17 protein-coding genes are annotated in these 18,348 nt (G+C 66.1%); 7 read left to right on the top strand and 10 right to left on the bottom strand.

From position 1 onward, the window contains the following. Positions 1 to 24 precede the first annotated feature (24 nt). From DCG74_RS26890 to topA, 3 genes are read right to left on the bottom strand one after another with little or no spacing between them, the layout of a single operon-like run. Positions 25 to 465, bottom strand: a complete 441-nt coding sequence (locus tag DCG74_RS26890) for a DUF983 domain-containing protein (protein WP_172783388.1) — start codon at positions 463 to 465, stop codon at positions 25 to 27. Continuing rightward, positions 459 to 2,807 carry a ribonuclease R gene (rnr, locus tag DCG74_RS26885; RefSeq protein ID WP_172783389.1) on the bottom strand — a complete coding sequence of 783 codons (2,349 nt, stop codon included), beginning with the start codon at positions 2,805 to 2,807 and terminating at the stop codon, positions 459 to 461. The genes DCG74_RS26890 and rnr overlap by 7 nt, the downstream gene beginning before the upstream one ends. A gap of 7 nt (positions 2,808 to 2,814) precedes the next feature. After that, positions 2,815 to 5,562: a type I DNA topoisomerase gene (topA, locus tag DCG74_RS26880; RefSeq protein WP_172783390.1), complete on the bottom strand. Its 2,748-nt coding sequence runs from the start codon at positions 5,560 to 5,562 to the stop codon at positions 2,815 to 2,817. A 322-nt stretch (positions 5,563 to 5,884) separates the two neighbouring features. Between topA and DCG74_RS26875 the strand changes: the two genes are divergently transcribed. Continuing rightward, positions 5,885 to 6,028 carry a hypothetical protein gene (locus tag DCG74_RS26875; protein WP_257187439.1) on the top strand — a complete coding sequence of 48 codons (144 nt, stop codon included), beginning with the start codon at positions 5,885 to 5,887 and terminating at the stop codon, positions 6,026 to 6,028. Positions 6,029 to 6,310: 282 nt separating this feature from the next. On the opposite strand, the gene DCG74_RS26870 is transcribed toward DCG74_RS26875, so the two are convergent. Beyond that, the gene (locus DCG74_RS26870; RefSeq protein ID WP_172783392.1) at positions 6,311 to 6,778 is read right to left on the bottom strand and encodes a helix-turn-helix domain-containing protein; all 468 of its coding nucleotides are present in this window, start codon (positions 6,776 to 6,778) and stop codon (positions 6,311 to 6,313) included. 121 nt (positions 6,779 to 6,899) lie between these two features. Here DCG74_RS26870 and DCG74_RS26865 point away from each other — a divergent pair, with 121 nt between their 5' ends. Both DCG74_RS26865 and DCG74_RS26860 read left to right on the top strand, forming a co-directional pair. After that, the gene (locus DCG74_RS26865; protein ID WP_172783393.1) at positions 6,900 to 7,673 is read left to right on the top strand and encodes an SDR family oxidoreductase; all 774 of its coding nucleotides are present in this window, start codon (positions 6,900 to 6,902) and stop codon (positions 7,671 to 7,673) included. A 155-nt stretch (positions 7,674 to 7,828) separates the two neighbouring features. Further along, positions 7,829 to 8,011 (top strand): hypothetical protein, encoded by a 183-nt coding sequence (locus tag DCG74_RS26860; RefSeq protein ID WP_172783394.1) that lies wholly within the window; start codon positions 7,829 to 7,831, stop codon positions 8,009 to 8,011. A gap of 63 nt (positions 8,012 to 8,074) precedes the next feature. On the opposite strand, the gene DCG74_RS26855 is transcribed toward DCG74_RS26860, so the two are convergent. Continuing rightward, a complete protein-coding gene (locus DCG74_RS26855) occupies positions 8,075 to 8,683 on the bottom strand; it encodes an FMN-dependent NADH-azoreductase (protein WP_172783395.1) in 609 nt (202 codons plus the stop codon). An 83-nt stretch (positions 8,684 to 8,766) separates the two neighbouring features. Between DCG74_RS26855 and DCG74_RS26850 the strand changes: the two genes are divergently transcribed. Continuing rightward, complete coding sequence (locus DCG74_RS26850) at positions 8,767 to 9,207, top strand: helix-turn-helix domain-containing protein (RefSeq protein ID WP_172783396.1); 441 nt, start codon at positions 8,767 to 8,769, stop codon at positions 9,205 to 9,207. On the opposite strand, the gene dprA is transcribed toward DCG74_RS26850, so the two are convergent. Continuing rightward, positions 9,204 to 10,346, bottom strand: coding sequence for a DNA-processing protein DprA (dprA, locus tag DCG74_RS26845; RefSeq protein WP_172783397.1), 1,143 nt, complete (start codon positions 10,344 to 10,346; stop codon positions 9,204 to 9,206). The genes DCG74_RS26850 and dprA overlap by 4 nt on opposite strands. 91 nt (positions 10,347 to 10,437) lie before the next feature. Here dprA and DCG74_RS26840 point away from each other — a divergent pair, with 91 nt between their 5' ends. Beyond that, a complete protein-coding gene (locus tag DCG74_RS26840; RefSeq protein ID WP_172783398.1) occupies positions 10,438 to 11,682 on the top strand; it encodes an amidase in 1,245 nt (414 codons plus the stop codon). Here DCG74_RS26840 and DCG74_RS26835 read toward each other — a convergent pair. The 4 genes from DCG74_RS26835 to DCG74_RS26820 all read right to left on the bottom strand — a co-directional run bounded on the left by DCG74_RS26835 (position 11,674) and on the right by DCG74_RS26820 (position 15,981). Further along, complete coding sequence (locus DCG74_RS26835) at positions 11,674 to 12,873, bottom strand: patatin-like phospholipase family protein (protein WP_172783399.1); 1,200 nt, start codon at positions 12,871 to 12,873, stop codon at positions 11,674 to 11,676. The two genes, DCG74_RS26840 and DCG74_RS26835, sit on opposite strands and share 9 nt — an antisense overlap. A gap of 212 nt (positions 12,874 to 13,085) precedes the next feature. Continuing rightward, complete coding sequence (plsY, locus tag DCG74_RS26830) at positions 13,086 to 13,682, bottom strand: glycerol-3-phosphate 1-O-acyltransferase PlsY (protein ID WP_172783400.1); 597 nt, start codon at positions 13,680 to 13,682, stop codon at positions 13,086 to 13,088. A 44-nt stretch (positions 13,683 to 13,726) separates the two neighbouring features. Next, a complete protein-coding gene (locus DCG74_RS26825; RefSeq protein WP_172783810.1) occupies positions 13,727 to 15,028 on the bottom strand; it encodes a dihydroorotase in 1,302 nt (433 codons plus the stop codon). 5 nt (positions 15,029 to 15,033) lie between these two features. After that, the gene (locus DCG74_RS26820; protein WP_172783401.1) at positions 15,034 to 15,981 is read right to left on the bottom strand and encodes an aspartate carbamoyltransferase catalytic subunit; all 948 of its coding nucleotides are present in this window, start codon (positions 15,979 to 15,981) and stop codon (positions 15,034 to 15,036) included. Between the two features lie 227 nt (positions 15,982 to 16,208). Between DCG74_RS26820 and DCG74_RS26815 the strand changes: the two genes are divergently transcribed. Then, positions 16,209 to 17,555: a caspase family protein gene (locus DCG74_RS26815; RefSeq protein ID WP_172783402.1), complete on the top strand. Its 1,347-nt coding sequence runs from the start codon at positions 16,209 to 16,211 to the stop codon at positions 17,553 to 17,555. Then, positions 17,552 to 18,325 (top strand): M15 family metallopeptidase, encoded by a 774-nt coding sequence (locus tag DCG74_RS26810; protein WP_172783403.1) that lies wholly within the window; start codon positions 17,552 to 17,554, stop codon positions 18,323 to 18,325. The genes DCG74_RS26815 and DCG74_RS26810 overlap by 4 nt, the downstream gene beginning before the upstream one ends. The last annotated feature ends 23 nt before the right edge of the window (positions 18,326 to 18,348 follow it).

Here is an 18,348-nt window from a genome sequence, read left to right as displayed (position 1 = left end):
CCGAACTCTTCTTGCTTATTTTGCCTATACCGGCGGAATACCATCCGGAGGGTTGTCGTCAAACCCGTGCATGCGCAGAGCCCATTGCAAGCCGACCACAGCTCCCTTCACCGGCTGCAAGAGCGCGAGCGAGGCGACGAAGGTGAAGGGCAGATAGGCGGCGAAGCTGATCCAGACCGGCGTGGTGTAATTGGTCTCGATCCACAAAACGGCCGGCACGACGATGTGACCGACAATGACGATGACGAGATAGGCCGGCAGATCGTCGGCGCGATGCGGGGTGAAGTCGAGGCCGCATTTGCCGCAATGATCGGCGGTCTTCAGGAAGGCGCGGAACAGCTTGCCTTCGCCGCAGCGCGGGCAGCGGCCGCGAAAGCCGCGCTTCATTGCCGTCATGACATCGCGCTTCTCGACGAGCCCGCTCTCGCGCGTCCAGATCTTTGGGGCCGTCCTCATCGTCACCACGCCTTGCCCTTCTTGCCCTTACCCTTGTTCTTTGCTTTGGCCTTCTTCCCCTTGCCGGACTTTTGCTTCTCCGGCTTGCGTTTTCTCTCCGGGCTGCGTCCGGGATGCGCTTTGGACGACTTGCGCTGCGGACGCAACGGCCTGCGCTGGCGCGTGCCGCTGTCGCTCTCCGACGACAGCAGCTCGAAGCGCAGCGCGCCTGCGATCGGAGCGGCCTCGATCAGGCGGACGTCGACGACGTCGCCGAGCTGGTACATGGTGCCGCTGCGTGTTCCCACCAGCGCATGGCGGCCCTCGTCATAGTTGAAATATTCCGTGCCGAGGGATCGGATCGGGATCAAGCCGTCGGCGCCGGTCTCGGAGAGCTTCACGAACAGGCCGGCGCGGGTGACGCCGGAGACGCGGCCCTGGAAGCTGGCCCCGATGCGGTCGGCGAGGTGATGGGCGATCAGGCGGTCGACGGTCTCGCGCTCCGCCTTCATCGCGCGCCGCTCGGTCAGCGAGATATGCGCGGCGACTTCGCTCAAGCTTTCCGGCGTCTCGCTGTCGGGCAGGGCGCCTTCGCCGAGCCCGAGCGCACGGACCAGCGCGCGGTGCACGACGAGGTCGGCATAGCGGCGGATCGGCGAGGTGAAATGCGCATAGCGGCGCAGGTTCAGGCCGAAATGGCCGTAGTTCTCGGATGAGTACTCGGCCTGCGCCTGGGCGCGCAGCACGACTTCGCTCACCAGCGGATAGTAGTCATGGCCTTCGAGCTGAGCCAGCACGCGGTTGAACGTGGTGGGGCGGAGCGCGCCCGATTTGGCGAAGGGAACGTCCAGCGTCTCCAGGAATTCCGCGAGCGCGTGGACCTTTTCCAATGTCGGCTCGTCGTGCACGCGGTAGATCAGCGGGAGCGATTTCTTCTCCAATGTCTCCGCTGCGGCGACATTGGCGAGGATCATGAACTCCTCGATCAGCTTGTGCGCATCGAGACGCTCGGGGACCACGACGCGATCGACCGTGCCGTCGCTCTTCAAGAGGATCTTGCGCTCGGGCAGATCGAGGTTGAGCGGATCGCGCTCGTCGCGCGCGCGCTTGGCGCAGGCGTAAGCCGCATAGAGCGGCCTCAGGATCGGATCGAGCAGGGGGCCGGTGGTGTCATCAGGCCGACCGTCGATCGCGGCCTGCGCCTGCGCGTAAGCGAGCTTGGCCGCCGAGCGCATCAGGATGCGATGAAAACTGTGCGAGCGCTTGCGGCCGTCGGGGCCGAGCACCATGCGCACCGCCAGCGCGCCGCGCGGCTCGCCCGGCACCAGCGAGCAGAGATTGTTGGAGATGCGCTCGGGCAGCATCGGCACGACGCGGTCGGGGAAATAGACCGAATTGCCGCGGTCGAGCGCGTCGCGGTCGAGCGCCGTGCCAGGGCGCACGTAGAAGCTGACGTCGGCGATGGCGACGTTGACGATGAAGCCGCCCTTGTTGTTGGGATCAGGATCCGGCTCGGCATGCACCGCGTCGTCATGATCCTTGGCGTCGGGCGGATCGATGGTGACGAGCGGGACGTCGCGCCAGTCCTCGCGGCCCTTCAGGTTGGCGGGCTCTGCAGCTTCCGCCTCGCGCTCCGCAGCGGAGGAGAACTGCAAGGGAATGTCGTGGGCGTAGATCGCGATCAGGCTGATCGCCTTCTCGGACTTGACCGAGCCGAGCTTCTCTTTGACCCGGCCGGAGGCGAGGCCGAAGCCGCGGGTGCGGACGATGTCGACGCTGACGAGGTCGCCATCCTCGGCGCCGCCGGTGTCGGTCCTGGCGATGTTCAGCTCGCGGTCGGCGAACTTCTTGTCGACCGGGACCAGCCGCCCGCCGCCCTCGGGCAGGCTGCGGAACACGCCGAGAATGCGGCTCTTGGCCTTGTCGATCACCTTGATGATACGGCCGCGATAGGCGGGGCCTTCGTCATCATCGCTGCGCTCGACGCGCAGCAGCGCGCGGTCGCCGACGCCGGCGGCGGTGCCGGGCTTGGGCCGACGCGGCATCTCGATGAGGATCTTTGGCGGCTCGCCGTTCTCGACCTCGTCCCATTCGGCGGGGGAGGCGATCAGCTCGCCATCGAAGTCTCGGCCGGTGATGTCGGCCAGCAGCGTCGGCGGCAGCGCGTCCGGCTCGGAGACCTTGTGGCGCTTCTTCTTGATGATGCCGTCGTCGGCGAGCTCGCGCAGCATGCGCCTGAGCTCGGCGCGATCGGCGTTCTTCAGGCCGAACTCGCGCGCAATTTCGCGAGTCCCGACCTTTCCTGGATTTGCCTTGATGAAGGCGACGATGGCTTGCCTGTCGGGAAAGCCACGGTCTTTCTTTGGTTTCACTTAACCTCTAATTCTTGCCGGCACTCTTCTTGGCCGGAGCCTTGGTGGCGGCTGCCTTGGTCGGCGACGTCTTTGTAGCAGAAGTCTTGGCGGTCGACGGCACGGGAGCGCGCGCCTTGCTGGTGGATTCGGATTTGGATTTGGCCGCGGCTTTTTTCGCAGCCGGCTTCTTCGGCTTCGGTGCGGCGTTCTCGCCGTCCGCAGCCTTCTTGGTCTTGGCGGGCTTTGCAGCCTTCTTGGCCTTGCCGCCACCTTTGGCCGCGCGCTCGTCGATCAGCGCGATCGCCTGCGGCAGCGTGATCGTGTCCTTCTCGAACTCGGCCGGAATGGTCGCGTTGACGCCGCCGGCCGTGACATAGGCGCCGTAGCGGCCGCTCTTCACGGTGACGGTGCCGAGCGTCGGATGATCGCCGAGCGCCTTGCCGGGATCGGCGCCGAAGCGGCGGCTCGGGCCCTTGGCGACCTTCTCGGCGATCAGCGTCACCGCGCGGTTGAGGCCGATGTCGAACACCTCGTCGCCGGCCTCTAAGCTCGCATAGGTCTTCTCGTGCTTCACGAACGGTCCGAAGCGGCCGAGGCCGGCGATGATCGGCTGGCCGGTTTCCGGATGCTTGCCGATCTCGCGCGGCAGCGACAAGAGTTTCAGCGCAAGCTCGAGGTCGACGTCGCTGGGCGATGTGCCCTTGGGGATGCCCGCGCGCTTGGGCTTCTCGCCTTCCTCGTAATCCTTCTGCTCGCCGAGCTGGATATAGGGGCCGAAGCGGCCGGCCTTGACCCAGACGTCGCGACCCGTCTCGGGGTCCTGGCCGAGCGAGCGGTCCGCGGTCGTTTCGCCGTCGGCGGCGAGCTGACGGGTGTAGCGGCATTCCGGATAGTTCGAGCAGCCGACGAAGGCGCCGAACTTGCCGGCCTTCAGGTTCAGCCGGCCGGTGCCGCAATTCGGGCATTGCCTGATATCGCCGCCATCGGCGCGAGGCGGATAGATGTGCTGGCCCAGCATGTCGTCGAGTACGTCGAGCACCTGCGCGACGCGCAGATCCTTGATGTCGTCGACGGCGCCGATGAAGCCGGTCCAGAAATCCTTCAGCACCTGCTGCCAGGAGATCTCGTTGTTTGAGATGCGGTCGAGCTGCTCTTCGAGGCTGGCCGTGAAATCGTATTCGACGTAGCGGGCAAAGAAGCTTTCCAGGAACGCGACCACGACGCGGCCCTTGTCCTCGCCGTGCAGGCGCTTCTTCTCCAGCTTGACGTAGCCGCGGTCCTTCAGGACCTGCAGGATCGAGGCGTAGGTCGAGGGACGGCCGATGCCGAGCTCTTCCATGCGCTTGACCAGCGAAGCCTCGGAGAAGCGCGGCGGCGGCTCGGTGAAGTGCTGGGTGACCGACAGGCTCTGCCGCTTCACGGCCTCGCCTTGGCTCATCGCGGGCAGGCGGCGGGAATCCTCGTCCTCTTCGTCGTCGCGGCCTTCCTGGTAGAGCGCGAGGAAGCCGTCGAACTTCACGACCTGGCCGGTGGCACGCAGCTCCAGCGTGCGGCCACCTGCCTTCGCCGTGATGTCGACGGTGGTGCGCTCGAGCTCGGCGGATTCCATCTGGCTCGCGATGGTGCGCTTCCAGATCAACTCATAGAGCTTCGCCTGATCGGCATCGAGCTTGCGGCTCATGCTGTCGGGGCGGCGGGAGAGGTCGGTCGGGCGGATCGCTTCGTGCGCTTCCTGGGCGTTCTTGGCCTTGGCCTGGTACTGACGCGGGGTATCCGGCACATAGGCGTTGCCGTAATCCTCGCCGATCACCTTGCGCGCCTGGGTGATCGCTTCGGGGGCGATCTGCACGCCGTCGGTACGCATATAAGTAATGAGTCCGGTGGTCTCGCCGCCGATGTCGATGCCCTCATAAAGACGCTGGGCGATGCGCATGGTGTGCGCCGGCGCAAAGCCGTATTTCCGGCTGGCTTCCTGCTGCAGCGTCGAGGTGGTGAAGGGCGCCTGCGGATTGCGCCGGGCCGGCTTGGCGTCGACCGCGGTGACGGCGTAGGTCGCTGCTTCCAGCGCCTTCTTGAAGTCTTCGGCTTCCGCGCCGGTGCCGATGTCGAGGCGCTGGATCTTCTTGCCGTCGGCGCCAACGAGGCGTGCCTCGAAGGCATCGCCCCGCGGGGTGAGCAGGGTCGCGATCAGCGACCAATATTCGCGCGGCACGAACTTCTCGATCTCGAGCTCGCGGTCGCAGACGAGACGCAGCGCCACCGACTGCACGCGGCCGGCCGAGCGGGCGCCGGGCAGCTTGCGCCACAACACGGGGGAGAGGGTGAAGCCGACGAGGTAATCGAGGGCGCGGCGCGCCATATAGGCGTCGACCAGCGCGCCGTCGATCTCGCGCGGGTGCTTCATGGCCTCGGAGACCGCCTGCTTGGTGATGGCGTTGAACACCACGCGCTCGATCTTCTGATCCTTCAGCGCGCGCTTCTCCTTCATCACCTCCAGCACGTGCCAGGAGATGGCTTCGCCCTCGCGATCGGGGTCGGTCGCGAGAATCAGGCGGTCGGCGCCCTTCAGCGACTTGGCGATATCATTGAGCCGGCCGGCCGCCTTGGGGTCGACCTCCCAGATCATCTTGAAATTGGCGTCGGGATCGACGGAACCGTTCTTCGCCGGGAGATCGCGGACATGGCCGAACGAGGCCAGAACCTCGTAGGACGAGCCCAAATACTTGTTGATCGTCTTGGCTTTCGCCGGCGACTCCACGATAACGATATTCATGTAGTTCCAGTAACTTACGGGAAAATCTTGGGCCGAAAACGAAAGGATTCGGGTCGGCCGTTTCGACCCGAACATGGGTGGTGAGGCGGTCGCTGTCAAATCGTGGGGTGTTGAAAGCCGCCGCGATGGGAAAAGTTTCATATCGAGAAAGTTGCAAAATACCACCTTGGAGTTGCGGTTGATGTGGGCGTAATGTCCTGTCGGGCATGGATTCGGGTGGGGTCTGGTGACTAGGCCAGGAAAGAAACGGGCGCGCGCTGGATCAGGCGCGCCGGGGGGCTCGCGCAACGAGGAACCGGGGGAGGGCGGCGCGGACGAAGCCGTGGCCTTCATCGCCGAGCAGACCGGCGCCCTGCGCAAGCTGGCCGAGCGCCACAAGCTGGACGTGCTGCATTATCTCTTAGGCATGACTCAGCTCGAGGCCGACGAGCATCTGCGGCTACGGACCAGGCGCAAGCTGTCGTGAGGGTGGGGCCTTCGTTCCCGTCATCCTGAGGTGTGAGGCTTGAGATGCGAATGCATCGCAAGCCGAGCCTCGAAGGATGAGCGGCCCCACTGATGCAGCCGGGCCGTCGCCCTTCGAGGGCCGCTGAAGAACGGCCACCTCAGGGTGACGGTGATAGTATCGAGCGCGCTGCTCTAACCCAGTCATTGCGAGCGCAGCGAAGCAATCCAGAGTCTTGCCGCGGGAGGCAGTCTGGATTGCTTCGCTCCGCTCGCAATGACGGGGTGGGACCGCTTGGGACTATTACGCCGACCGCCGTCGCGGCGCCGGCCGCGGCTTCAGCGTGGTGTCGGCAGGGTTGAGCAGGCGGCCGTCCTCGGCGTGCATTTCGAGCTTCTTCACCGGGCGGCCCTTCTCGCGATCGACCAGGATGGTCGCGATCTCCTCAGGGCGGTCATCGAACTCCTCGCTCCATTGCCGCAGCGCGACCAGGATCGGGAAGGTGCCGCGGCCCTTCGGCGTCAGCACATATTCCTGATAGGCGCTGCCGTCGGAGGCGGGGGCGGTTTCCAGAATGCCGTGATCGACCAGCGATCGCAGCCGCGCCGCCAGGATGTTCTTGGCCATGCCGAGCTTGTTCTGAAACTCGCCGAAGCGGCGGACGCCGAACAGCGCCTCGCGGATGATCAACAGCGACCACCAGTCGCCAAGCGCATCCAGCGATCGCGCGATCGGGCAGGCATCGCCGGCAAAGCTCGTCCGTTTCACCATTTCGTCCGTCCCGTCGCGTTCGTACGGCGCCAGCGCCGATCACGCGCTTGTGTGGTTGCATTATAAAACCGAATGCCCTAGATGGCAATGTAGTTTCATAATGCAACTACTGGAGGCGAGCGTGAGACTGAAGGACAAGACGGCCCTGATCACCGGCGGCAATAGCGGCATCGGGCTGGCAACGGCAAAACTGTTCGTGGCCGAGGGCGCCAAGGTGGTGATCACCGGGCGCAACAAGGAGACGCTGGCGGCGGCCGCGAAGGAGCTTGGGCCGAACGCGCTCGCGCTGCCAGCCGACGCGACGGACATCGCGGCGACGGAAGCTGCGATCAAGCAGGGCGCGGAGAAATTCGGCAAGTTCGACATCGTGTTCGCCAATGCCGGCATCGCCGGCGGCACGCCGCTGGGATCGGCGACACCAGAGGTGTTCGAGAAGGTGATCAGCACCAATCTGACCGGCGTGTTCTTCACCGTTCAATCCGCGTTACCCCATCTCAACGACAACGCCTCGATCATCCTCAACGGCTCGGTGATCTCAGTGCTCGGCATTCCCGGCTATTCGGCCTATGGCGCGGCGAAGGCCGGCGTGCGCGCGATGGCGCGGATCATGGCTTCAGAACTGTCGCCGCGCGGCATCCGCGTCAATGTCGTTGCGCCCGGCGCGATCCGCACGCCGATCTGGGGGCCCGCGACCGCGACGCCCGAAGCCGAGAAGGCGTTCGAGAAGCGGATTGCGCTGTCGACGCCGCTCGGCCGCATCGGTGAAACCGATCACGTTGCGAAGACGGTGCTGTTCCTCGCCTCCGATGATGCCGCGCATGTGCAGGGCCAGGAAATCTTCGTCGACGGCGGCGCGGTGGCCTCGCCGAGCGGCGCGCCGATCTATCGCGGCTGATCAAACCAAGCGCAAATTGAATCGGCCGGCGCAGTGCGGCTGCGCCTGCCGGTTCCTGCGTCTTGAGATGCATTGACGAGGCGTTGAACCTTCGCGCAAGCTGCAATGACTTTTTACGGGCAGGGGACAGACTCGCTATCTAAGGAGGGTCGGTCATGACAAAAGCGGCCCGCATTTTCGCGTCGATTTCATCACCGCGCGTCTTCACCGAACGACCCGCCGTTCCGGCCAAGCGTTCCGACACGGCCGAGTTCGTGGCCATCGCGTTGTTCTCCGGGATCGGCCTGTTCGTTTCGCTCGTTGCCGTGATCTTGGGCATGCAGGGCGTCTGGTCTTAGCGTTGCGGATCGTGCCGCCGTCAGCCGCCGCGCAATCCGGCGGCGGCCGATTTCGGCACGTCGTCAGGCCGCGTGCAGGCTGGTGGCTGCCTGAAGCGCGCCCGCAAGTGCTTTCTCGCGGTGATCCGGTCCGACCTGGATGCCGTCGGCGATGATGAACTCGGCATTGTGGATGCCCATGAAGCCGAGCACACCGCGCAGATAGCTTTCGAGGTGCTCCAGCGCTGCGGCGGGTGAGCCCGCGCCGTAATAGCCGCCGCGCGAGATCGCGACGATCACGCGCTTGCCGCCGGCGAGCCCATCCGGCCCGGCCGCGCCATACTTAAAGGTCTTCCCCGCTACAAGGATGCGGTCGATCCATGCCTTGAGCTGGCTCGGGATGGTGAAGTTGTACATGGGCGCGCCGATCACGACGATGTCGGCAGCCAGGAACTCCTCCAGCGCGGCCGCGCTTGCGGCAAGGTCCGGTCCGAGTTCCGCCGGCGCAGGCGCGCCTTGCGCGGCGGCGAGATGCGAGCCGGAAAGGTGGGCTAGCGGCGTCTGGGTCAGGTCGCGGTAGACCATCTCGAGCGAGGGCGTGGCCTGCTTGAGCCGGTCGACGATGGCGGCGGAAACCTGCCGGCTGACGGAGCGGGGGCCGAGCACGCTGGAGTCGATGTGGAGGAGTTTCATGTGGGGTCACCCTGGTATAAGTTTGTAACCAGCGCTACATGAGTGACTGTCGAAATCTCCGCAAGAACGCACTTTTTTGAGCCATGGGCACATCATTGAAACCTGCGAACATCGAAATGCCTGCTCCGCCGCGGCCAAATCCGGGGCCGGATCCAAGGCCCATGCCGGATCCCAACCATGCGGACTGCCGTGGGGTCGCCTCCGTGCTGTCGCGCGTCGGCGACAAGTGGAGCGTGTTCGTCATCATGATGCTGAGCGACGGGCCAAAGCGCTTCAACGAGCTCAAGCGCATGATCAACGGCATCTCGCAGCGGATGTTGACCCTGACGCTGCGCGGCCTCGAGCGCGACGGCCTCGTCACGCGCACGATCTTTCCGACCATCCCGCCACGGGTGGACTATGAGCTGACCGAGCTTGGCCACGGCCTGTCGCGCCCCGTCGAGGCGCTCGGCAAATGGGCGAAGGACCATCTGGATCGGATCGAGGCCGCGCGCACGAAGTTCGACCAGCGCAACGACGGTTAAAGCAGCGACACCAATCCGCCGCCGTGACGCTCGAGCTTTCCGGCGAGCTCGAGCTCCAGCAGCACGGTGCGCACGATCGCAGGCGAGGCGCCGGACATCCGTACGAGGTCGTCGATCGAGATCGGGGCCGGGCCGAGCAGGCCGGTGATCTGGTCGCGATCATGGCTTTGCGGATCGCTTTCGAACGGCTCGCTGTCGGGCTCGCCCGCGGGATGCATCAGCGGCCGCTCCATGATCGGCTGAACCGCGTTGACGATGTCGGCGGCCTCGGTGACGAGCGTTGCGCCCTGCTTGATCAGGTCGTTGGTGCCGGCGGCGCGCGGATCGAGCGGCGAGCCCGGAACGGCGAACACCTCGCGTCCCTGTTCGGCCGCCATGCGTGCTGTGATCAGCGAGCCCGAGCGGTGCGCCGCCTCGACCACGACGACGCCGAGCGAAGCGCCCGAGATCAGCCGGTTGCGACGGGGAAAGTCGCGGGCGCGCGGCTCGTGGCCGAGCGGCATCTCGGAGATCGCTGCGCCCTGGTGGTCGAGGATCGCGGCGAGCAGGTCGCCATGCTCGGGCGGATAGATGCAGTCATGGCCGCCGGCGAGCACGGCGATCGTGCCGCTCTCGATGCTGGTGCGATGCGCGGCCTGGTCGACGCCGCGGGCGAGCCCGGAGATGACGACGAAGCCGGCTTCGCCGAGCTCGCGCGCGAGCTGGCCGGCGAATTTCAGGCCGGCGCCGGAAGCGTTGCGCGAGCCGACGATCGCGATCATCGGCCGCGTCAGGGTCTTGGTGTCGCCGCGCACCGCGAGCAGTGGCGGCGCATCGTCGATCATCGCCAGCCGTGCCGGATAGCCGTCCTCGCCGGGCGCACGCCAGGCGATGCCGAATTTGCGGCTCGCGGCGAGCTCGGCCTTCGCTTCATCCGTACTGCAGATGCGGCCCGATCGCGCCGCGCCGCCGCGGCGGGCGAGATCAGGCAGCCGTTCCAGCGCGGCGCGCGGGCTGCCGAAATGATCGACCAGCGAGCGGAAGGTGCGCGGCCCGACATTGTCGGAACGGATCAGCCGCAGGCGGTCGATCCGCTCAGTCTCGGTCAGCTCTATGCTCGGATTGATGGCGTCCACGGCGTCTCCTTGTAGGGACAGCATGGAACAACCTGAGGGCGTTGCGCAACAGTGACGTGCGCTTGCACGACCTCGCTGCGATGCTAAAAGCGGTCGCAATAAGAAGGATGTTGCCATGCTCTCACTTGCCGACCTCCAGCGCCGCATCGAAGCGGGGGAGCTTTCGCCCGATGACGCCATCGCCCAGTCGCATGCGGCGATCGAAGCCAGGGAGAAGGACGTCCGCGCCTTCGTCCGCCATGACAAATCCGCGAGGGCGCAAGCCTCGGGCCCGCTGCGTGGCATCGCGGTCGGGATCAAGGACATCATCGACACCGCCGATATGCCGACCGAGATGGGCTCGGAGATCTATCGCGGCTGGCAGCCGCGCGCTGATGCACCGGTCGTGATGATGCTGAAGCGGGCCGGGGCCACCATCATCGGCAAGACCACCACGACTGCGTTCGCCTCGAGCGATCCGACCCCGACGCTCAATCCGCACAATCCCGGCCACACGCCCGGCGGCTCGTCCTCGGGTTCGGCGGCGGCCGTCGGCGCCGGCATGATCCCGCTGGCGCTGGGCACCCAGACCGGCGGCTCGGTGATCCGGCCGGCGGCCTATTGCGGCGCTGCCGCGATCAAACCGTCGTTCCGGATGCTGCCGACGATCGGCGTGAAGTGTTATTCGTGGGCACTCGACACGGTCGGCCTGTTCGGCAGCCGCGCGGAAGATCTCGCGCGCGGATTGCTGGCGATCACCGGCCGCACTGAATTCGACGGCATCGGTCCAGCCAAGGCACCGCGCATCGGCGTGGTCAGGCAGGAGTTTGCCGAAGCCGTGGAGCCGGCGGCAGAGGAGGGCTTGCAGGCTGCGATCAAGGCGGCCGAGAAGGCCGGCGCCCGGGTGCAGACCATCGATCTGCCCGAGGCGGTCAAGGAAGCCTGGCGCATCCACCCCGTCATCCAGAACTTCGAGGCGCATCGCGCGCTGGCCTGGGAGTTTTCCGAGCGTCACGACGAGATCGCGCCGCTGCTGCGCGCCAGCCTCGATGAGACGGTCGGACTGACACCGAAGGAATACGACGATGCGCGCCGCATCGCCCGCCGTGGCCGTCGCGAGCTCAGCGAGCTGTTCGAAGGGTTCGACGTGCTGCTGACCTATTCGGCGCCGGGGACAGCGCCGGCCAAGGAACTCGCCTCGACCGGCTCGCCCCGTTACAACCGGCTGTGGACGCTGATGGGCAATCCTTGCGTCAATGTGCCGGTGCTGAAGGTTGGCGGCCTGCCTGTTGGCGTGCAGGTGATCGCGCGGTTCGGCAATGATCCTGTCGCGTTGACATCTGCCTGGTTCCTGGAGGACGCGTTGGCGAAATCAGGCTAGCGCGGGTTCGGAACGAGCAGGGGGCTGAGCGGGCGCTGAGGGCGCTGCGCCGGCTCTTGCACCTTGCCCGAGCCAGCGCTCGGCGGCTTCGCGGCCGCTTCGATGCAAGAGGCGAATGAAGCCGCGGCCGAGATCGGTGGATGAGCGTTGCGCCAGGCCGTCAACGGAGTCTTCCGCCGCGATCCTGGAGAGCCGCAGCGACGGCGCGGCGTGGGCTTTCGTCCATTCGATCGCGGCAATCTCGGCGTTGAGCGCGGCGTTGGCCGCGATCTGGTCGAGCCGGCGGTCGATCGCGGCGAGCGTGATCGGCACGTAGCTGTCGCGCGTCGGCGTGACCTGGACCAGCAGCAGATCCGTTGCCGCCGTGTCCTGCACCAGCCGCAGCAGCGGCGGATTGCCGCCAAAGCCGCCGTCCCAATAGGCTTCGCCGTCGATCTCGACCGCACAATGGACCAGCGGCGGGCAGGTCGAGGCCAGCGCGACGTCGGCGGTGATGGCCTCGTTGCCGAAAATCTGCTGCTGCCCGTCGCGGATCCGCGTCGCCGCGATCAGCAGCTTCGGGCAGCGGGCGTCGCGCAGGACGGAAAAGTTGATGTCGCGGGAGACCGCCTGCCGCAGCGGATCGAGATCGAACGGATCGAACTGGCCGGAGCGCAGGGTCGGGCCAAATGCGACCGAGCTTCCCGCCGGCGAAAAGCCGCCGATCAGCATCAGCGAGCGGAACGAGGCCTCGTGCATCAGCCGGACCCAGAACCGGCTCAGTCGCGACCTCGCGCCTTCGCGGCCGCCTTCGGCCAGGCCGCAAGCAAGCAGCAGCGCGTTGATCGCGCCGGCGCTGGCGCCGCTGATGGTGTCGATCTCGATATCAGTCTCTTCCAGCAGCCGCTCCAGCACGCCCCAGGTGAAGGCGGCAAAGGTGCCGCCGCCCTGCAGCGCCAGCGAGAGTTTTCGCGGCGGCCATAGGTCGGAACGCGCCTGCGCGGGCGCGACCGGTGCAGCCTGGGTGACGACGATGTCGAGCGGAGCGTGGGGTTCAACGGCGATCTCCGGCTGCGGCGCTGGCCGTGAAGTAGGGACAGGAGTGGGCGCGTCGGACCAGATATTGGTCGCCGAGAGCAGCCGGCTTGCCGCAGTGCCGGAAGCACCGAGCGAACCGATCCCGTCATTCGCGCCGACAATCTTCTCGCTCATTCTGAGCAACCGCCTAATGCCGTTTCCCGTGTCAGGATGACAGGCATGGAACCCGTTCGCTACAGCCTGCCGTGACTCGCAGGACAATTGCGAACAGGATTTCGCATATAATGCGGAAGAGGTGCGGCGGTATCCGTACTTTTTCCGGCTTCAGATTCTCGTTTGACGCGTTCTCTTGACGCGAACCGGCATCCACTTCGCTCGAAAACGCTCTAGGCCTTCTCGCCGATCCGGCTTTCCTTGCCTGCTTGCAACCGCTTGATGTTCTCGCGATGCGCGTAGAACAACAGCAGCGTCAGCACCGCTGCCAGCGCCGACAATGCGAGGTGACCGAACCACCACAGGAATATCGGCGTGATGAATGCCGCCACCAGCGCCGACAGCGAGGAATAGCGGGTGGTGAAGGCGGTCGCCAGCCAGAGCAGGCAGAACACGACGGCGCCCGGCCAGAACAGCCCGAGCAGGATGCCGATATAGACCGCCACGCCCTTGCCGCCTTTGAACTTGAGCCAGACCGGGAAGAGATGGCCGAGGAACGCGCCGAGCCCCGCCACCATCGCGGCATTGGGGCCTGCGATGTAGCCGGCGATCACCACCGCCGCGGTGCCCTTGAGCGCGTCGAACAGCAGGGTGCCCGCGGCAAGGCTCTTGCGTCCGGTGCGCAGCACATTGGTGGCGCCGATGCTGCCGGAGCCGATCGAGCGGATGTCCTGGGTGCCCGCGAGCCTGGTCAGGATCAGCCCGAATGGAATCGAGCCGAGGAGATAGCCGATGACGAAAGCCACCGGCAGAAACGGTTCAAGCGCCATGGCGGTATCTCCAAAGGCCCATCCACGTCGAACGAATCCGCTGCTCAGACATGCTCATACACCGTTCGTCCGCCGACAATGGTGCGCACCACCCGGCCTGTAAAGCGGGCCTCGTCGAACGGGGTGTTCTTGCAGGGCGACTTGAGGTCGGCGGGATCGACCACCCATGGCACGTCGGGGTCGATCACGATGACGTCGGCCGGGCTGCCGGCGCGCAGGGTTCCGCCCGACAGCCCGAGCAGCTCGGCGGGGCGGGTCGACATCGCGCGGATCAGCGTCTTCAGCTCGATCTCGCCATTATGCACCAGCCGCAGGCCGGCCGGCAGCATGGTCTCGAGCCCGATGGCGCCGGGGGCGGCTTCCGCGAACGGCAGGCGCTTGCCCTCGACGTCCTGCGGATTGTGGTCGGACATGATGACGTCGAGCAGGCCGGAGCCGATCGCCGCCACCAGGGCGCGGCGGTCGTCCTCGGTGCGCAGCGGCGGCGACAGCTTCAGGAACGAACGGTAAGGACCGATGTCGTTCTCGTTCAGTGCCAGATGGTTGATCGAGACCGAAGCGCTGACGGCGAGCCCGGCATCGCGGGCGCGCTGGAGGATGTCGAGGGAATCGATGCAGGTCAGCGACGCCGCGTGATAGCGGCCGCCCGTGAGGGCGACGAGGCGCAGATCGCGCTCCAGCATCACGGCTTCGGCGGCATTCGGGATGCCCATCAGGCCGAGCCGCGAGGCGAACTCGCCCTCGTTCATGACGCCCTCGCCGACCAGATCGGGGTCCTCGGTGTAATGCACGATCAGCGCGTCGAAATCGCGCGCATAGGTCAGCGCGCGGCGCATCACCTGCGCATTGATCACGCTTCTGGCGCCATCGCTGAAGGCGACGGCGCCCGCGGCCTTGAGCAGGCCGAACTCGGTCATCTCCTGGCCGTGCATGCCCTTGGTGAGGGCGGCCATCGGCTGGATGTTGACGATCGCGGTGTCGCGGGCGCGGCGCATCACGAAATCGACCGTCGCCGAATTGTCGATCACCGGCGAGGTGTCGGGCTGGCAGATGATGGTGGTGATGCCGCCGGTTGCGGCCGCCTGGCTCGCCGAGGCGAAGGTCTCGCGGTGGCTGAAGCCGGGCTCGCCGACAAAGGCGCGCATGTCGATCAGGCCGGGTGCGACGATCTTCCCGGCGCAGTTGACGATGTCGGTGCCCTCGGGGACGCCGGCAGCGCCAATGCCGCGGCGGGTCTCGCGGATGGTGCCGTCGGCGATCAGGACGTCGCCGACCCCGTCGAAATCCCTGGAGGGATCGACGACGCGGGCATTGGCGAGCAGGATGGGGCGGCGATCGGTCAACATCGGCATCACGCGTTCGGCAGGTTACGGGCGAGCGCTTCCAGCACCGCCATGCGCACGGCGACGCCCATCTCCACCTGCTCGCGGATCAGGGATTGCGCACCGTCGGCGACCGCGGTGTCGATTTCGACGCCGCGGTTCATGGGGCCGGGATGCATCACGAGCGCGTCCGGCTTGGCGTAGGCGAGCTTCTTCTGGTCGAGCCCGAAATAGTGGAAGTATTCGCTCGACGACGGCACGAAGGAGCCGTTCATGCGCTCGCGCTGCAGCCGCAGCATCATGACGATGTCGGCGCCGTTGAGACCCTCGCGCATGTCGCGCGCGACCTCGACGCCCATCCGTTCGATGCCGGGCGGCAAGAGCGTGGACGGACCGACGACGCGAACGCGCGCGCCCATCGTGTTGAGCAGGATGATGTTGGAGCGGGCGACGCGCGAATGCAGCACGTCGCCGCAGATCGCGACCACGAGGCCCTCGATCTGGCCCTTGTTGCGCCGGATGGTGAGTGCGTCGAGCAGTGCCTGGGTCGGATGCTCATGCGCGCCGTCGCCGGCATTGATCACGGAACCGTCGACCTTGCGCGCCAGCAGCTCCACCGCGCCGGAGGCGTGATGGCGCATCACCAGGATGTCCGGGTGCATCGCATTGAGCGTCATCGCGGTGTCGATCAGCGTCTCGCCCTTCTTGATGGACGAGGAGGCGACCGACATGTTCATGACGTCGGCACCCAGCCGCTTGCCGGCGAGCTCGAACGAGGATTGGGTCCGGGTGGAGGCCTCGAAGAAGAGGTTCACCTGCGTCCGTCCGCGCAGGACGGTGCGCTTCTTGTCAACCTGGCGGTTGAGCTCGACGTATTCTTCGGACAGGTCGAGGAGGCCGCTGATGTCGGCCGCGGAAAGGCCCTCGATGCCCAGCAAATGCCGGTGGCCGAGGACGAAGGTCGATTTCGATGTCATTAAAAGCAGAGCTATAGGGGCGGACGGCGGGGGGAGCAAGCTTCAAATCCCGCCGCCGGACTTATCCACGGCGCTTTGCCGCCGGGACGGGCGCCGCCCCGCCTGTGTTCGGGGCAGCCGCTTTGCGCTAGACTCGTGCCGTTCGTTGCGTCACGGGCTGGATCATGACGAGCATGCGGTATTTTAATCGACTGGCGCGCAATGTTGCTGCGCTCGCGACCGCGTGCATGGCAGGCCTCGCGACACCGGCTTGGGCCGAAAAACGCGTCGCACTCGTGATCGGCAACGATCTCTATCCGAACCTGCCGGCCGACCGGCAATTGAAGAAGGCCGGCAATGACGCGACGACCGTGGCCGACGCGCTGAGGTCGCTGGGGTTCGACATCGTGCTCGGGACCAATCTCGGCCGCCAGGGCATGATCGACCGGCTCGCGGACTTCACGGCGCGGCTCGAGCCGGGCGATACCGCCGCCGTGTTCTATGCCGGACATGGCGTTGCGATCGCGGGGGTGAACTACCTCGTGCCGAGCGACGTTCCCACTGTCAATGAGGGCGCCGAAGCACGGGTGCGCGGCGCCTCGATCGCCGAGCCCGACGTGATTGCGGAGCTTCAGGCCAAGGCGGTGCGGGTCGCCTTCGTCGTCATCGATGCCTGCCGTGACAATCCGTTTCCGCGCGCCGCGGGGCGTTCGATCGGGAACACGCGCGGGCTCGCTGACGCCCGGCCCGCGCGCGGGATCTTCACGCTTTATTCCGCAGGCATCGGCCAGACCGCGCTCGACCAGCTCAGCAGCAACGATACGGCGCACAACTCGGTGTTCACGCGGATCTTCGTCGAGCAGCTCAAGCGGCCCGAGCTGCATCTCGGCGATCTCGCGGTCGAGGTGCGCGAGCGCGTGGCGGCGCTGGCCCTGACCGCGACGGATGCCGGAGGACAGCCGGCACCGCACGAGCAGACGCCCGCCTATTACGACCAGACGCTCGGCGGGCGCATCTTTCTCTGGAATGCGGGAGCGTCGAACGGGGCGCCGAAAGTGGCGGGCATGCTGGTGAAGCCGCCGGCAAAGCCTGCGGTCGCGGAGCGCGCCACCATACGTCCGCCGCGTCCCTCCGCGGCAGGCGAAAGCTGCGCCCGCAGCGGCTTCGAGACTTATTGCGTCAGCTCGATGCTGAAGCCGCAATTCGGCAATTCATACGGCGCAGCGAATTTGTTCGACGCCTCGACAGGGACGGCCTGGGTCGAGGGCGCCTCGGGCAACGGCATCGGCGAATGGATCACCATCGAGTTCGAAGCCGTGCGGCGGGTCAAGTCGATCCACGTGCAGAACGGCTACCAGAAAAGCCCCGACATCTTCGCCAAGAACAACAGGGTCCGCCAGCTCCGCGTGCTGTTCTCGGGCGGCGAGTCGCGGATATTCATCCTCAACGATGAGCTGTCGGCGCAATTGCTGACATTGCGGACGCCGATCGCAGCCTATTGGATGCAATTCATCATCGACGACGTCTGGGCCGGCAACAAATATACGGACACCGCCATCACGAAGCTTCTGGTCAGCTCGGATCCGGTGCAATGATCGCGAGGACCGGAACCGCGGCGCGCGCAGCGCTTGTCGCGCTGCTCACACTATCGTTTCTCGCCCCCGTGCGGGCGCAGACCTTGCCCGGCGACTTCGTCTTTCTGCGCGACATCGATCCCAGCATCATCCAGGACATCCGCTACGCCACGTCGAACAATTTCGTCGGGCGTCCGCTCGCCGGCTACAATGCCGGCGAATGCGTGGTGAAGCGCGAGGTGGGGGTGCGGTTGAAGGCGGTGCAGCAGGAACTGTCGGCGCAAAATCTCTCGCTCAAGATGTTCGACTGCTACCGGCCGGCGCGGGCCTCGCTCGACATGGTGAAGTGGTCGCAGAACGGCCACGAGACCGCTGCGGAGCGGCGCTACAACCCGAAGATCCCGAAGACCGAGCTGTTCCGTCTCGGCTACATTGCGAGCCGCTCCCAGCATTCGACCGGTGCGGCGCTCGATCTCACGCTGGTCGATCTCAAGGCGGACAATTCCGCCAAGTTTGATCCAGCAAAGGCCTATGCCGATTGCACCGCGCCGGTCGAGGCGCGGGCGCCGGAGGGCAGCGTCGACATGGGCACAGGCTACGACTGTACCGACGCGAAGGGGCATACCGCCGCAACCTCGATCAATGCGGAGCAGCGTACCTGGCGCAAGCGGCTGGTGGCTGCGATGGCAAGGCAAGGCTTTGTGAACTATTCGAAGGAGTGGTGGCATTTTTCCCTGCCGGGGGCGGGCGGGGCGGCCTATGATTTCCCGATCGAGCCGCGAAGAAGGTAGAGTTTGATTGAAGCGGATGCAGC

This window comes from Bradyrhizobium sp. WBAH42, from assembly GCF_024585265.1.
Classification (GTDB): Bacteria; Pseudomonadota; Alphaproteobacteria; order Rhizobiales; family Xanthobacteraceae; genus Bradyrhizobium.
This window is presented reverse-complemented; position numbering and strand designations above follow the sequence as displayed.